The sequence below is a fragment of the Paenibacillus sp. FSL R7-0163 genome (genome assembly GCF_037969975.1).
In the GTDB taxonomy this organism is placed as follows: domain Bacteria; phylum Bacillota; class Bacilli; order Paenibacillales; family Paenibacillaceae; genus Paenibacillus_AQ; species Paenibacillus_AQ odorifer.
On the sequence record NZ_CP150224.1, the window covers coordinates 3012912 to 3028923 of the forward strand.

The 16012-nt window shown below is 42.4% G+C and carries 11 protein-coding genes and 1 pseudogene; 1 reads left to right on the forward strand and 11 read right to left on the reverse strand.

Annotated elements, in window-relative coordinates; genetic code table 11:
- Positions 1-125: 125 nt before the first annotated feature.
- Entirely contained in the window at positions 126-1424 is a 1299-nt protein-coding gene (gene nagZ, locus NST45_RS13275; RefSeq protein WP_076099330.1) for a beta-N-acetylhexosaminidase, read from the forward strand.
- Positions 1425-1443: 19 nt separating this feature from the next.
- Here the strand turns inward: nagZ and NST45_RS13280 are convergent, their stop codons facing one another.
- The 11 genes and pseudogenes from NST45_RS13280 to NST45_RS13330 all read right to left on the reverse strand — a co-directional run.
- Entirely contained in the window at positions 1444-2532 is a 1089-nt protein-coding gene (locus NST45_RS13280; RefSeq protein WP_036678218.1) for an efflux RND transporter periplasmic adaptor subunit, read from the reverse strand.
- A gap of 30 nt (positions 2533-2562) precedes the next feature.
- The gene (locus NST45_RS13285; protein WP_170914247.1) at positions 2563-3951 is read right to left on the reverse strand and encodes an ABC transporter permease; all 1389 of its coding nucleotides are present in this window, start codon (positions 3949-3951) and stop codon (positions 2563-2565) included.
- Positions 3941-4660, reverse strand: a complete 720-nt coding sequence (locus NST45_RS13290; RefSeq protein ID WP_036678220.1) for an ABC transporter ATP-binding protein — start codon at positions 4658-4660, stop codon at positions 3941-3943. The genes NST45_RS13285 and NST45_RS13290 overlap by 11 nt, the downstream gene beginning before the upstream one ends.
- Positions 4661-4699: 39 nt before the next feature.
- Positions 4700-7297: a hypothetical protein gene (locus NST45_RS13295; protein WP_051491010.1), complete on the reverse strand. Its 2598-nt coding sequence runs from the start codon at positions 7295-7297 to the stop codon at positions 4700-4702.
- A gap of 132 nt (positions 7298-7429) precedes the next feature.
- Positions 7430-8761 carry an FUSC family protein gene (locus NST45_RS13300; protein WP_036678223.1) on the reverse strand — a complete coding sequence of 444 codons (1332 nt, stop codon included), beginning with the start codon at positions 8759-8761 and terminating at the stop codon, positions 7430-7432.
- A complete protein-coding gene (locus NST45_RS13305; protein ID WP_076146113.1) occupies positions 8758-9846 on the reverse strand; it encodes a DUF58 domain-containing protein in 1089 nt (362 codons plus the stop codon). The genes NST45_RS13300 and NST45_RS13305 overlap by 4 nt, the downstream gene beginning before the upstream one ends.
- Positions 9847-9849: 3 nt before the next feature.
- A complete protein-coding gene (locus tag NST45_RS13310; RefSeq protein WP_076146115.1) occupies positions 9850-10827 on the reverse strand; it encodes a MoxR family ATPase in 978 nt (325 codons plus the stop codon).
- 133 nt (positions 10828-10960) lie between these two features.
- On the reverse strand, positions 10961-12049 hold the full coding sequence (locus tag NST45_RS13315) for a GerAB/ArcD/ProY family transporter (RefSeq protein WP_038570738.1): 1089 nt from the start codon (positions 12047-12049) through the stop codon (positions 10961-10963).
- Between the two features lie 21 nt (positions 12050-12070).
- Entirely contained in the window at positions 12071-13222 is a 1152-nt protein-coding gene (locus tag NST45_RS13320) for a Ger(x)C family spore germination protein (protein ID WP_036678233.1), read from the reverse strand.
- Positions 13219-14670, reverse strand: a complete 1452-nt coding sequence (locus NST45_RS13325; protein WP_076146118.1) for a spore germination protein — start codon at positions 14668-14670, stop codon at positions 13219-13221. Before NST45_RS13325 ends, NST45_RS13320 begins: the two co-directional genes overlap by 4 nt.
- Positions 14671-14803: 133 nt before the next feature.
- A pseudogene (locus NST45_RS13330) lies at positions 14804-15973 on the reverse strand (right-handed parallel beta-helix repeat-containing protein); the annotation flags it as partial.
- Positions 15974-16012: the final 39 nt, after the last annotated feature.

Below are 16012 nucleotides of genomic sequence, written 5' to 3' on the forward strand. Positions count from 1 at the left end.
GACCGTCACCTCATTATTCAAATTTAATATGTAAATATTTAAGTTTATCTTATCACCGTGCTTCTAAGTCAGCAAGGATTCCTCTCCCAATATCTAATTTAGCTAACGAAAGGACGACTATTCAGATGATTAGATTGACCCGTCACAGCCTAAAGCCTAAGATTTCCGGTACACTCTTCATTATTGCAGCTATGGTGTCACTGTTCCTCATAGCTGGCTGTTCCAATAGCAGCAATAATTCACAATCTGAAGCTACCGCTACACCGACCTCCCAATCCACACCTTCACCAACCACCAGCTTGGGTCCCACCCCCTCAGCAGTCAGCGATCCAATTGCTCTTCAGGTTGCTGAGATGACTTTGGAAGAAAAAATCGGACAAATGCTCCTAGTTGGAATTGATGGAACTGTCCTTGATGAGCAAGCTAAAAAGATGATTACCGAGGACAAAATCGGTGGAATCATCCTCTATAAGGACAATATTAAAAGCCTGAAAGGGATGATCAGTCTTATCAATTCTATGAAAAAGAGTAACACTGGCAACCCTGCCCCACTATTCATTAGTGTTGATCAGGAGGGTGGAAAAGTCAGCCGGATGCCTAAAGAATATGCTACATTCCCTTCTAACGGAACAGTGGGTGCAAGTAATGACGCTGCTGCAGCCGAGAAAATGGGAAAGCTGCTCGCAAGAGAAGTACGTTCAGCCGGATTTAATATGAACTTTGCTCCCGTTCTCGATATCAATAGCAATCCAGACAATCCAGTCATCGGAGACCGGTCGTTCGGCAATGCTGCTGGCCAAGTCATTGCACTAGGGATTGCCGAAATGAAGGGAATTGAGAGTGAAGGCGTCATTCCTGTTGTCAAGCATTTCCCAGGACACGGAGATACTTCCGTCGACTCCCATCTGGATCTGCCGATTGTGAACAAAACAGCCGGTCAGCTAGCCGAATTAGAATGGCTCCCCTTCCAAGGAGCCATTAAAGAGGGAACGGACGCCGTAATGGTCGCTCATATTTTGTTTCCAAAATTAGATCCAGACAAACCCGCATCCTTATCGCGTACCATTATTGGTGAACAGCTTCGAGATGAAATGGGCTACCAAGGAATCGTAATTACAGATGATCTAACCATGGGAGCCATTATGAAGAACTACGATCTGGCCACAGCAGCTGTAGATACTGTGAATGCAGGTAGTGATATTCTCCTTGTTGCTCACGGCTATGATAATGAAAAACGGGTCATGGACTCTCTCCTGCAAAACGTAAAAAACGGTAAGATTCAAGAAACACGGATTGATGAAAGCGTCTATCGGATCTTAGCCTTAAAAGCCAAATATAACCTTTCCGATGAGCAAATCCCGGTTCCTGATCTTACCGATCTTAATAAAGATATTAACGTTTGGCGTCAAACAATTGAGAAGTAAAACCAAGGGTTAGTCATTTTTACTGAAGAACAACAACATCTCCAACCTTCAACCCAGAGAGAACCTCTGTTTTGTCCGTTGTTTCCAGACCCACTTCGATATCTTTTCGTTCATATTGCCCGTCCCCTTTATCCAGCATAACGTAGGAGAGGTCTCCTTCATGCATTACAGCTATGCTGGATACAACGGTGGCATTTTCTTTGCGAACTGTTTCAATTTCTCCGTTTAAGCTTAAGCCACCGATCAAATGCTCGTCAGGCTGCAGCGTGATCACCACTTCGAATTGAGGAACTGAACTGGTAGTGGCATTCTGACCTGAAGCAGTCTTTGCAAATTTCGCTACCTTCGTAACTTCTCCAGATAACTTCAAATCTTTTATAGCTGTCATTTTTACGTCGACCTTCATGCCTGTCTTTATACGGAAGACGTCTTGTTCACCTACAAGAGCAATGAATTCAAGCTTGTTCATATCTACTATTTTTCCGATATATTGATTATCTGTCACTGTTTGCGGAATTTCGCTTGCACTGTCAAATAAGAAAATGCCGGATGCCGGAGCATAATAAAGTGCTGTTTTGAGTTTGGTTTTTTTCTCTGTTAATTCGCGTGCCTGTATTTCGGCATTGACCTGATTAAGCTCGTCCCCTAGCCGTGTTGCTTCTTGGGCTGTGAGTGCTTTAATCCGTTCTGCTTCAGTCGCACCAAGGGCTGCATTCTCCTCGTCTTGCTGGCTCACAAATTCATTCAGCTCTGCTTCCAGCTTTGCTTTTCGGATAGTCGCCTCTTGTGTAGCAATCTCATTCTTTAAGGCTTCCTGATCGAGAGTAAACAGTAAATCGCCTTTTTTGACTTGTCCACCGTTCTCAACCTTCCACTTTGTCACCTTTGAAGCATATGGAGCATAAACAAGCGTTTCTTTTTCATAATTAGAATTACCTTTAACCTGTATGGAATTGGTAATGGTCTCCTGTGTGACCTCAAAAGTTATTGCTTGTGGGGGTTCAACAGGCTCTAACTGCGCTTCAGGCTTATACATCTTATTGTATAGAAAATAACCTGCTGCAATTATAATCAGTACCAATACTATCCACTTGATTCTCCTCTTCATCACTTTGGCTTCCTTTCAACTTAAAAATAGCTAATCCCGTTTAATCGCCGTGAGTGCATTCGTTCTGGATGCACTGATCGCCGGATAAATACCTGATAATACCCCTGTCATTACCGCAAATGCGATCCCTACCGGGAGAGTCATCAGAGGAATATAAATCACCAAAGGCTCGCCTCCACCCATTCCTGAAGAGGTACCGATGAGCTTATTAATTCCTAATACAATCAAGTATGAAAAGACTATACCAAGCAATCCGCCCAACATCCCGAGCAATGCCGCTTCTGTAATGAACATATTGCGGATCTGGCCCATATTGGCGCCCAGCACTTTCATGATACCGATCTGCCGCCGTCGTTGATGAGTGGACATAGTCATCGCAACGATAATGGAGATCGAAGCAATAATTAGAATAAATACACCTACACCGAGAGCCGCTTTCTTGACCATGCTGAAGGTATCAGCGAGTGCCTCTTTTTGATACAAATTCGTGCTTGTCGTTAGTGTAAGTTTCTGAATAAGCTTCTCTAGTTCCACGATATTCTCAGTGCTGTCTACCTTTACAATCGCTGAGTTATAGACACCCTTTTGCCCAGCGGTTCCACTCGATAGCTTCATTTGTTCTACAAGCCGCTCGCCAGTCTCTAGTGACACATAGATCTTCTTGTCGTACATAGCCATATTCTCGTTCGTTCCACTCGGGTTGTCGAGGATCCCCACCACTTGAATCGGTGAGCTAACTAACATCCCTCCGGTTTGAGAGGCGGGATCAAAAGATTGTAATTGAACCTGTTGCTTGTACATATCTGTTGGAAGCATACTTAAGCTGTTGTACTGTTCCATCAACTTATTGTTATATGGATCTGTACTCAGTTGTTCAAAAAGCCGCTGCCGAGTTTCGTTATCAATCAGTCCAACGGTTGCACCATAGTTCAGTACAGCCATTCCCACTAAATCAGAAGCCCCGCCTTGTTTGAATTTCTTATCATATTTCGTTAACAGGCGTAGATCGGTTCCAATAAGCTGTACATCTGTTATTTTATTATCGATAGTCAACATCTGTATGTACCCTAGCTCTTGAAAGGGAGCTGCTGCAGTTACATGCCGCAAGCCTTTAATAATCTCCAGCTTTTGCGCCGTCAGCCTGCCGGGATCAAGCTTTTCATTGGCCGCAGACGATCCGCTGCCACCGCTGCCTCCTCCTTGGGAGGGTATACCTCCGTTGGGCGACACCGTAATTTCATCCATTTTGAAATTGCGGTTGATTTCCCGCTCCGTGTAGCTCTGTGCGGAGTCTCCTATACTTAATGCAACTATGATTGCAGCACATCCAATGGATATGCCAGCCATACAAAGACCTGTGACAACTTTCCGCCGTTTGACCTGTTCCCAAGCCAAGCGGGAAATATCACTAATCCTCAATGAGTATACCCCCTTCGAGTTCAGTATCCGAAGAAGTTTGGTTTTCAGTAATCATATATCCGTCCCGAAGCGTGAATATCCGCTGCATTTGCTCCGCGACTTTTAGCTCGTGAGTTACAACTATGAAGGTGGTCTTCATCTTCTTGTTCAGGTTAAGCAGGATATTGATAATTTCTTCTTCTGTCTTCGAATCTAGGTTTCCGGTTGGTTCATCTGCAAAAATAACAGACGGTTCCGTAATTAAGGAGCGCGCAATACTGACACGCTGCTGCTGTCCGCCAGACAACTGGGAAGGGAACAAGTCGGCTTTATCAGGAATGCCGACCCCTTCCAACAATTCTAAAGCTTTTTGTTTACGTATAGAGGGTGCAACGGATTGAAAAACCAGCGGCAGCTCTACATTTTCACGGACTGTCATGCTAGTAATCAGCTCATACGCTTGAAAGATAAACCCGATATTTTTTCTGCGAAATTCCGATAGCTTATTCTCACTCATCTTCACGATATCTTGATCGGCAATATAAATATGGCCTTCAGTAGGCTTCATTAGTCCTGCCATCAGATTCAGCATCGTTGACTTACCGGAACCCGAGCTCCCCAGCAGTGCTACCATCTCCCCCTCTTTCACAGAAAAGTCAATTTGATGAAGCACTGCTGTAGTTTCATTACCGTTTTTATAAGAATGCGTTACATTTTCCACTCGCAACATTGGAGCTGCTCCTCTTCGTACAATAATAGATATGAAATGCTATTTCTCAGTTACAACTGCTCTATCAATCTTGATGTTATAAGCTTGACTAGCCAGCTCGATCCGTTCGCCTTGGAATTCATCGTACAGCGTGATCCGGTAGGTACCTCCTGACAAATTCTTATACATATTATTGCTAAAGCTTGCTGTATACGAGTTGTTGGTCCCTTCAAGAATATCAGTACCGATGTTCAAGCTTCGTTCCTGAGAAAGACCATATGGGTCCGTCATTTTCAGGACCAGTTTATGCGTGAAGGTACCCATATCATAGCTGCTATCACGAAGAAGATTGTAATTCATAACTATATTTATAGAGTCACTGCCTTGTAATGAGCGCCCTTCTGAACTTAGAACGGACATGGTATACGGATAAATTGCCACCTTCGTCAAGTTTTTCTCTGGTGGAGTGGTAACCGGATTTAATGACAGTGAAGCCATATTAATAAATCCAGTGGATTCCTGACCCGGTTCCGTCAGCTTATTCCCAGTAATCCCTGGCCCTAGGAACAGGCTAACATCAGAAGTATTAACGGCCTTCGGAACCTTCGCCCAGAAGGTGATTAATTGCTTACCGCCCGGAGTAGCAGAAGTATCTGGTTGATTGGCTGTAGCTTCGAATAGCTGACCGTCTCCCGTTTTGTAATAAGCTTGGAGGCGAGCCATTTTGCTTTGTCTTTTCTCTTCACTGCTCAAAAGGAGCTCTGTGTATACGAGATTGGAGTTAAGTCCTTCATAAATAATGGTTTTGTTCTCTTGCACTTTAGCGTTCTTACCTTTACCAGAGATAACATAACTTCCTCCAGTTTCAATAGAAGCTACAGCGTTCATCATGCTGTTAGTAGTAACTGATAGGAACGAGCTCTTCTCTTCTTTTACCATAGAATAAAGATTTAATTTTAGTTTATCGAACTCTTGTGTATAAGGAATTTTGGCAAACACATAGATTTCAGCGTTTTTACCTGGTCCAATCGTTGAAGTTTCCTTATCCATAAACAGTTCCGTTGAAGATGACATGTCCTCATTGTCTACCTGAACAGCTCCCTTTAATTCCGGCAGAGACAAGGCAACCGATTGGGTATTCGTAATATTTAATCTGGCAACTACGATATCGTCGTCTTTCCATGGAAAACGCTGTAAGGAAACTAAACTGTAAGTAAACGTCCCATATTCATTTGTTGCTCTATATTCGAGCCCTTTCTGTATCTCTGGACGCAAGGTATAGGAGATTGTAAAGTAAGCAACCGGAACAGTTAGTTTAGCTGTGTTGCCCGTAACGACATTGGTTCCACCAGTGCTTCCAGTTCCTGCTCCGTCTCCGGTAGTTCCCGTCTCACTATTATCTGGAGCAGAAACAGCCTCAATCATCTGCAATTGCAGTGAATTCTGTTCTACTTCAAGGGGGACTTGTGCGGTAAGCGGGATGATTTTTTCCTCCAGAGGTTTTATGGTTAATCCGCTCAAGCCCTTAGAATTGATCGGAAAGGTTGTCCCAGTTGAGGATTTGACGGCAAGCTCATAAGAAGGTAACGTAACGGCTGTCTTCCCTGTATTCTTCACTCGCAGCTGAAAAGTCCAGAATCCCTTATTGTTCTCTGCGTATACGGTTGCGTTATTTAATTGTGTTTCAATCGTATTGTTATTGATGGTAATTTTCTTGATTACACCTTTGCCAACTACCAAATTTGGTGTTGTAGCCGCAGGCAGCTTGTACGAAGATTTGGCAATCTCCAGCTTCAGCGCCTCATCCTTTTGGGTGAATTGCAGTTTCATATTATCCGTCTTCATATACGAAGGAATTTCTGTAAGATAATAAATGGTCTTTTTCTCTTGTGGCTGAATTTTATAACTAAGCTGAGAACGGTCAAGGGCTAATTCATACGAGCTTCCCCCTGCCGAGACCAAATATGCTGCGTAACCAGGATCACTTAATACTTTGCTGCCTTTATTGGTCAAGCTTATGCCGACCTTGGCATAAACCTTTCCGCTGTATTTGTAGAGCTCCAAGGATTCACTTTTAGCAACAACCGGAATGTCATTCATTGTAGTGCTTACAGTTTTACCGTTTACAGCGGTTGGCGAATAGTTGGCGGGTATATTAAAAGTTCCTACTTGCTTGAGATACCCCTTGGTTTTGGAATCCCAAACGTACATTGGAATCTTGATACCTTTTAACGAGTTTACCTGGCCGACATTAACATAATATGTAACGCGCAAGCTTTCATTAGAACCCACTTTTTTCTTAGTAGAGTCAGCACTTAGTGGATTCCCTGGAATGACAGAGCCGCCAGAGGTCATAACTCTCGAAAAATAATACAATAGGCTAGCACTTTTGTTGCTGCCATTCGAATAGTTAATTGTATAAGTTAAAATATTGCCTCCAGGCTGTGACCAAATATTCACATCTTCCAGTGTAGCTTTGATATTAGCTCCTAAAGAAACGGAACCCAGATTACTAGGAGCTGCTACAGTTGCAGCAGCTACCGCAGATTTTGGCTGAACAGAACTAACTGATGCAGCCGAAGCGGTATGCCCTGTCAACTGGCTTATGACAAAGGTGCTTAAGAGTAAAACAACATATGTACTGCTATGCTTTCTCATTGACTTCCCTCCACGAGTATTTTACTAGAATTATTATAGTGGTTAGAGCAGATCCAATTGTATCCATGTTGTAACACTTACAGGCCTTTTGTAACCTATTTGTTCCAATTTGCATATATTCTGAAAACGATTCTATAATTTCAGTTGATTTTTCAAGGCTGCAATATCAGAAGCCGCAGGCTGGTCTTCTCCGTATCTAACTTTTTCATATATTTCAATCAATTGTTCTGACGCAGCTATAGAATCTTCATCTCCCTTACGTTTATGCTTGTTACGATCTCCCCATAGCAAAACATCCCTTTTTGTTTCCTGCGGCGTAAGATAACTTTTCATTTCATAACCGTTATCGCGCTTTATATTTAGCCACCGCCGATAAAGCCAACGTACACGTTCCTGCTCGCCATTCATCTGTTCCCAGCGATCCTTTCGATGTTTTGAAGGAAGACGTGAGCTCCAGAAATCCTTCAACCCTCGAACGGTTTGTTCCCAAGTAAAGACGCTTTTCTCTTCGTCAAGATATGCTGTATTATTCTTAGGGGCATGTTCCCTACGTAACATCGATAACAATGCATCTATGGCTCTCCGCCACTTTTCTCCAGCATTTCTGTACAACCAGCGAAGTGCATAATAGGCTACAAACCCCAATAATACCGCTGCCAAAATATAGAATCCGTACTCTAGTATAATAGCTAGCCAGCCCCGCTTTTGCTCGCCAACAGGCGGTAACATCGGAGTTGCTGGCGGCAATTCTGCTGGCGGAGGCTCTGGTTCTTTTGTGCCAGAAAATAACTGATTAATAAAATTGAAAAATGAGCGTAAGAGTCTCCATACCAGTGTTCCTATAGCTTTGCCGACACCTGCTGCTAGTACAGCTGCAATAACTCCAATCACAATGACATATATACGATTATTCCGTTGTATCCCTTTGGGCAGCGTTTCATTCTCTTCAGTAAGTGCGCTGTATCGTATATAGCTGCTATTAGAAATAAGTAAAGTCAGTATTAAATACAGACTGCCACACCAGGTCAATAACGGCACACTTGGCTCCAATTCAGGAACTCTATGAAACGCTATAGTAGCTACAAAATAGATTATTATACCTATCCAAAACATTCTGAATCTATTATTTCTAGAGTCTACCGTCATCCCTAAAAATGTACATATAAATCCAGCCACACCTAAGGGAAGGCTTTCGATGGATAAACTCCCTGAAACCGCACCTAATAATACCCCGAGGATTAAGGCGGCAAGCAATTGCTTCCATCTTACATTGCAAAAATTGCGCAAAAGAATGCCCGCTAAAGCTAGTATAGGCAGCGCAATCAACCATATTTGTTCATCTTGTTGGGGCAACAAATAAATCTGAAATAGAACCCAAACCGGTAGAAATAGCAACAATTCAATAACAGACCACAACCAGAGTTTGACTGTTTCCCTTACATAGCCAGACAACGTAAGCTTCATGCGCTCTCTCTCCCTTGTTCCGGAATATCCAGCCATTCCACACCATTGCCTTGCTGCATTAGGAGATCCGTCGCCTTTTGCACTTCTGCTCCTCTATGGCAGCTTATGATTAGAAAGTCTGTGTCACTAATTCCACTCTCAACCTGCAATTCCAATAGTCGACTCATAGGAAGTGTTCTATCCAGCTTCAGCCTTGCCAGCAGCTCTAACATATCTTCGAGCTGAGCCATCGGCTCTGCTTCAATTGGATCTCTTTCGCCAGCATCGTCCAATCTGCCATTACAGATTAATCCGGTCTCAATTCCATGCTGCATTGCGTATTCAGCTATAGTCGCTGCATATCTTATTCCTTGCTCGATTCGTTCCACATCAGTCACCGTTCTCCACATGGAATCACTGTCCTCTATATTCAGACAGATGACGAGCCGGGAGTCAGCAGTATAATCTTTTTTATGAACCTGCATAACACCAGTACGTGCTGTAGCCTTCCAGTTTACCAATCCCATAGAATCTCCTGAGCTATACTCACGAATGCCAGCAGTCAGAAAAGGGTCTTCAACGATCCATCTTTTCACAGGAAGCTCACCCAGCCAGCTATGAATGGGCAATGGAAGCTCGTCTAGATTCAGCAGAACGGGATAGATCAATAACTCTAACTCGAGTGGATACGTTTTGTTTTTTCGAGTCAAACCAAATGGATCTCCCGTTGTCATAGTCACGGATTCCAAACGATATAAACCACGACGCTCACATGTCACCTGATGCCGTCTTTTAATATGACGATAAGATTTTAAATAGAATAAACTAATATGATTCTGAGAGATTTCTCCTGTACTAATCCCAAGATTATCCTGACTCCCAAATTCCAGACCTCTCGCAATACTAGACTCCAATCGGAGCCACGGCAAAGGAAGAAGTTTCGCATTAACGATCTCCTCGATCATCTCAATACGTTCTCCTTCATAAGCAGTCTTGCGTGAAAAATAGCGAGAATAACTAAGCGCTTTCAGGCCATTTCGTTTATAAATGTCAGCAAGAAGTAACACCAACGCCACAGTAATGAAAATGAACCAAGGCAAAGCCATAGGTCATTCCACCTTTCCGCCTCTTAAGGACGTCACGGGTTCAGCAGGCACCTCAACTTCACGAAGCACTTGCAATACAATATCCGCGGCTTGTCCCTCTCTTGAGCCTAATCCCCGATGAAGCAGCAGACGATGTGCAAGCACGGAAACAGCCACGGCTTTGATATCATCCGGTGTTACATAGGACCTGCCTTGAATAAGTGCATATCCCTGAGCAGATCTAAGCAACGCGCCACTAGCACGTGGACTCGCCCCCAGTTTTACTGCCGTAGAATTACGGGTAGCTTCCGTTATCCGTACGATATAACCTAATAAATCATCACTGATACTTACCGATGCGGCTAAACGCTGTGCGGCTTGAATATCTTGTGCCGTTGCTACAGGAAAAGACTCTTCGAGCGGATTATTCTCACGAAAACGCTGTAAAATATGTATCCCTTCATCGAAGGTAGGATAACCCGTAGTAATCCGCATCAAAAATCGATCTAACTGAGCCTCAGGCAGTGGGAAGGTCCCTTGGTTGTCTATCGGATTCTGAGTAGCAATGACAAGAAATGGTGCTTCTAATCTGTGCGTTACGCCATCGATAGTAATTTGCCGTTCCTCCATACACTCTAATAGGCTGGATTGAGTTCTAGGTGTTGCACGATTAATTTCGTCAGCCAGCAGTATATTAGCAAATACCGGACCTGGTCTGAACTGAAACTCTCCCGTCTTCTGATTGTAATAGTTGATCCCGCTTAAATCAGAAGGCAATAAATCCGGTGTAAATTGAATGCGCTTAAATGAACAATCTAATGATTTGGCAAGAACCTTTGCGAGCAAGGTTTTACCCGTTCCTGGTACATCTTCCAGCAGAACATGTCCATTCGCAAGTAATGCGGTCAGCAGCAGGTCTACTCCATCCTCTTTTCCTACAATGACTTTGGCAAGATTGGCCCTAATAGATTTGATAAGTTCAGTAACTTCTTGAAGATTCATGTGAATGCACCATCCAATCTGAGGATAATTATGTAATAAGTGCTTTAATCATAACAGAAAGCGTACCCAATTTATAATTCACACAAAAAAGGCACTGTCCATAATTAGACAGCCCCCGTCATCCTTTCGATTTTCATTTCACAGTCTTATGCCGATATCGAATGAAAGCTACAATCCCATAAAAGATAGGTATGCTTTCTACGATTAGCCAAATGATCACAATTGCAAAGCTTTTATAGTGTTCGTAATATCTGCCGACGTTTCGTGAATATAAGTATGCTATTGTCACTGAAGCCAGTGTTAAAAGAGGAACGTAAATTTTTTTACCATTAGTATTGAACAAACTCGATAGACATTTTGAAGCTATGTAGATAAGGAAAGAGCTGTGAATAAACATAGATGACGACCATATTCCAATCAAAAGCGGGTCAGTATTCCCTAATAAATTCTCTTCTTTCGAACTACGCACCATCTCAAGAAAAGGATATTGGAGCTGCTGACCAAGATGTGGACCAAAACTCAGCATCGTCAATATCCATCCAATTAAGACAGTGATTGATACATAGAGCTGTGCAAATACCAATCTTTTTAACATCTTTGCTTCAATTTTTAAATCAGGTGCAACGAACAAGAGAACAATCCATTCTCCAAACCATGACATGACCACAATAGAGTCTTTCATGGCGATTCCAGGATCATGATAATGAATAAAAGCTGGTAACATATTAAAATCCGCGTTCGAAAGGAACAAATTAAATAAAATGATCGTGGTTATTAGAAAAATAATAAATAATCCGTCGGCCATATATGTAATCGTTACAAAACCTAGACTTGCTGTGTACATAATCACCAAACCAATTACAAGCTGAATAAACAGCGGCGGAGTTCCTCTTAAATAATTTGAACCAAAGAATAGTACAAAGTTCTCTATATCGTAAGAAACATAATAAACACACCAGCATAGTAGGACCAGTAGCATAAATTTGTGTGGCCATTTGCCAATGATCTCTTTTCCAAAGTGAACCCAAGCTTGATTAGGTCGCAGCTTACCAACATAGATTGTAAACCATAATAAAATCAAGCCTAATAAAGAGCCAACTATTAATGCAATCCAGCCTTGATAGGAGGAACTAGCAATAATAGTTGGAATCAAAAAAATGGTGGTTTGTGAGCTGAAAAAAATAGTGATAAACCGGAACAGCTGCCACTTTGTTGTACGCATAACTTTTCCTTCCTCAGTTCTTTATTTTGCTGTTCCAAAATCTACAATGCGAAAGTCCGTTGCCACCTTAATATCTGCCTCGTGAGTGTAGTAATTATCCCAACGTTCTCTTACTTCCTTCCAAAGTTTCGGATCATTCCATTCCAGTAACATGCCGAGTTGTAGAACATCCGCACCTGCTTCTTGGGATAAACGTATAGCTTCGGTCAGATTAGCAGTAATTTTATCGCTTAGTTTCTCTGTAATGATATTACTGATCTCTTCTAGATTTCTTTTCTTAGGGTCCCTTAAATAAATCACACTAGCTTTTCCTTTTAATTTCACTGTGAACACTGGGCCTTTATCCGTTAGTTTTACTTTCTTTGAAGCTTTGGTGCTAACAAATACAACACTTGCCGCACTTTCTCCTCCATCCCAGGTAACAGAATAAACCGACAGCTTAAGCTTGCCTGCGGCCCATGCCAATGCCCTACCTTCTTTAAGCTTTAGTATTCCCTTCATTTTCTCATTCTGAAACAACATGGCCCCTTGAATGCCTGCCCAATATTGTGGTTTACCTTCTTTTGTAGTTTCCTCTTTTTTACCAAATGAAAGATTATTTATAGCAAACCCAACTCCAGATGCCTCGGCGAACAAGCAGTCCTTGATTGTAGTTGAAAACATATATTTTTCTGTTCCAAAGCTCATTAGTACATCAGAAGGCAATTGTTCGTAGATAGGTGTTAATGTATTCATCTCTTTGGCACTGCCGGGACTCGCCATGACATAGGTTCCAAGGGGAAGGGCTGGCTCTCGTCTAATCCATAACAGAAGTTCACCGATTCCTTGTTCTGCATAAGCTTTCCCTAAGACGATTATTTTTAATTGGGAAAGACTAAGCTGACGTGTTAGGTCTTTTTGGACTAGTAACATGGCATCTGCTATCGTATCTGCGGTCTTGGAAACTGTAGAATAACTATTTCCATCGCCGCCACCACTAGCGGGTTGGCTTGATGAGTTAAGACGATTGGGCAAAGGAGAGTTAATCGTAATTTCAACGGTGCCTGCTTCTTTGCCTACATCTATAAACAAGCCGTATACAAAGGTTAATTCGTCCAGTTCCACCTTGGACGACCAGCAGCCTGTTACATTTAGGAGTAGAAGTATAACAACTCCAATTTTTAGAGTTCTCATTTTTGTTTCTGTCTCCTTAGATTCCTGTTGCTATAAATGTTGCTTCGTTTCTTCATATAGTTAGAGGGAAAACGAGATAATGTGTCCTTCCAGTCTTGTAACACCAAAGGAGCAACGGGTTGTAAATACGGTGAACCTAACGGCCTAAGATTAGCCAGATGCCCGTAAATCAAAAAGGCTGTAATATATACCCCGAGTAATCCCATCGTCCCCCCCATAATCAATAAAGGGAAACGAAGTAAACGAAAAGTCAAACCCAGCTCATAATGGGGAATGATGTAGGTGGCAATTCCGGTAATAGAAACAACAATGACCATTGGAGCAGATACAATTCCTGCTTGTACCGCAGCTTGACCGATGACTATACCCCCAATAATAGAAACGGTCTGGCCCACAGGCTTTGGTATTCGGGTTCCAGCTTCTCTAAGGGCCTCGAAGGTAAGCTCCATGATTAAAGCCTCAGTCAAGGCTGAGAAAGGAATATTCTCTCTGGCAGATGCTATCGTAATTAACAGGTTTGAGGGAATGATCTGAGGATGAAAGGTTGTAATCGCAACATAAAGCGATGGAAGAATCATGGATATGATGGAGAACACAAATCGAACGATTCGAATCCAGCTTGCTGCATAGAAGCTTTGATAATAATCCTCAGAGGATTGTAGCATTGTAAAAAAAGATGTAGGTGCAATCATTGCAGTGGGTGTGCCATCCTGTAATATTCCAATCCGGCCTTCCATTAAAGAAGCTGCCACCGAGTCGGGGCGTTCTGTATATTGAAATACCGGAAATGGTGTCAAGTTCCCCTTCCGCAATTGTTCCGATATATAACTAATGCCCAATATTCCGTCAATTTCTATTTCATTTATTTGCTTTTCAATTTCAGCAAGAACTTCTTTTTTATAAAGACCTTCAATGTATACAACATACACATCGGTTTTTGTATATTTACCAATCGTATAATGAATAGTCTTTAGATCCGGATGTTTAATTTTGTGTCGGAGCAGGGACAGATTCGTTTCAATATCTTCAATAAATGCCTCTTGAGGTCCAATCACCACAAGTTCATTTTGTGATTCCGTGACCGATCTTTTCTGATATTGCGTGATCTCAAAATAATAAACATAAGGAAGCTCCTCAAAACAAAGCACTACTTTTCCAGCGACGATCAGATCTACAGCCTTGTTTACGTCAAACTCCTTAAGATACGGGATTGGAAAAACAGCTCCTCGATCCAGTCGTTCTAAAAAATCAGACCATTTGTGCTCTGAATTTGCTTCATTTCTTAGCGGCAATGCAATATCCTTATGAAGACTCAGGGAATTCACAATGAATGGGATATAGATCAAGTGGCAGGAATGCCCGTGAAGGCGAATGGATTGAAAAACTGCATCACTAGATCCCTCTAGTTGTTCTTTAATTGTTTCAATAATTCCAGACATCTGCAGCATACCTCCAAGATTGTGACTTGTTAATCTGGCTTAGTTTGCCAATGAAATGGAAGGTTTATTCTTATATCAGAGCAAAAAGGCATGAGTCCGGTATAGTACCGAACTCATGCCCATCAAACCCCTAGATTTCAAATCAAGGAAATGTAGCACCAATATTAGTTCCGCTAGGTGTTCCAGATCCGATTAGGTCGCTACCCCCAGTTAATTTGAGGAAACTGCCCAGACTAAAAGATCCATCAGCATTTCGCACCACTGAAGGCGTAAGACTTACAAAATCAGCGGCACTGGCTACCAAACCCTTGGCATTGGTACTTGCATTACTCTTCCACCACACATTAGTACTTAGAATATCGGTGCCACTTGTTTTATCGCTCGATCCTCCTGCAAAAGACAAGTTGTTCGTAAATTGGTGAGTACCGGTATCAAAAGCAAAGTTACTCTGTCCGTTACTCCAAGAAGTATTATTTGTTAACTGGATGGAACCTGGATTACTGTTGTAAGTGAATCCGTGTTTTTTATTTTGAAATGCGATGCTATTCAGTACAATGTGGTTTACTGCAATCTTTTCACCACCTAGTTTGAATCCATTCCCATCGCTGTTTGCCGTTGAATTTCCATCTGAGGTCTGTCCGTTCTTATAGGAGATACTATTCTTGATCGTCACCACTCCGATGGGGCCTGTTTCTGATTTACTGTAAAGATCCCAGCCGTCATCTGTATTCCATGCAGCTATACATTTATCAAATACGTTACCAGGACCTATAGTCAGCTTAGCAGCAAAACCATCAGCGTCTTCTCCATTATCTGGATCATAATTATCATGAGAGTATACTCCAATGATTTGATTATAGCTCGGCCATTGACTCATGCTGGTCAGAGATGAAGCATAACGGCTGATTTGCAGTCCCGAATCCCGGTTATGATGGGTTTCAACATTCTCAATAATGTTATAGTTCCCGCCAATAAAGAGCCCATTGTCTCCTGAGCCTCTTATCTCTAATCCTTTTACCTTCCAGTAGTTACCGTATATCTGCAAACCACGTTGAGCTGGGTCAAATGGCTGGGCGTAAAAATCCAGTATAGGCTTCTCAGTCCCATATGCAGCGATGTTCTTTCGTAAGTTAGAGCTTCCGCTATTATCTTGTCCAACAATTATTGTTGAAGAATACGTGTAAACCCCTCCACGCATATAGATGGTTTCCCCGGGGGCTACCTTCGTAATCGCTGAGGCCAGTGTGGTTGGACTACCAATTGTTCCTGCGTTGCTGTCCAGACCATTAGGGGCTACATAAATCGAGCCTGCAATTGGTGTTGCAGTTGGAGTGGCGGTTGGAGCTACTGT

What these genes read in the sequence shown, in the direction of transcription:
- nagZ (WP_076099330.1), top strand. Translation starts at nt 126, where the DNA reads ATGATTAGATTGACCCGTCACAGCCTAAAGCCTAAGATTTCCGGTACA.
- NST45_RS13305 (WP_076146113.1), bottom strand. Translation starts at nt 9,846, where the DNA reads ATGGCTTTGCCTTGGTTCATTTTCATTACTGTGGCGTTGGTGTTACTT.
- NST45_RS13290 (WP_036678220.1), bottom strand. Translation starts at nt 4,660, where the DNA reads ATGTTGCGAGTGGAAAATGTAACGCATTCTTATAAAAACGGTAATGAA.
- NST45_RS13325 (WP_076146118.1), bottom strand. Translation starts at nt 14,670, where the DNA reads ATGCTGCAGATGTCTGGAATTATTGAAACAATTAAAGAACAACTAGAG.
- NST45_RS13310 (WP_076146115.1), bottom strand. Translation starts at nt 10,827, where the DNA reads ATGAATCTTCAAGAAGTTACTGAACTTATCAAATCTATTAGGGCCAAT.
- NST45_RS13315 (WP_038570738.1), bottom strand. Translation starts at nt 12,049, where the DNA reads ATGCGTACAACAAAGTGGCAGCTGTTCCGGTTTATCACTATTTTTTTC.
- NST45_RS13280 (WP_036678218.1), bottom strand. Translation starts at nt 2,532, where the DNA reads ATGAAGAGGAGAATCAAGTGGATAGTATTGGTACTGATTATAATTGCA.
- NST45_RS13300 (WP_036678223.1), bottom strand. Translation starts at nt 8,761, where the DNA reads ATGAAGCTTACGTTGTCTGGCTATGTAAGGGAAACAGTCAAACTCTGG.
- NST45_RS13295 (WP_051491010.1), bottom strand. Translation starts at nt 7,297, where the DNA reads ATGAGAAAGCATAGCAGTACATATGTTGTTTTACTCTTAAGCACCTTT.
- NST45_RS13320 (WP_036678233.1), bottom strand. Translation starts at nt 13,222, where the DNA reads ATGAGAACTCTAAAAATTGGAGTTGTTATACTTCTACTCCTAAATGTA.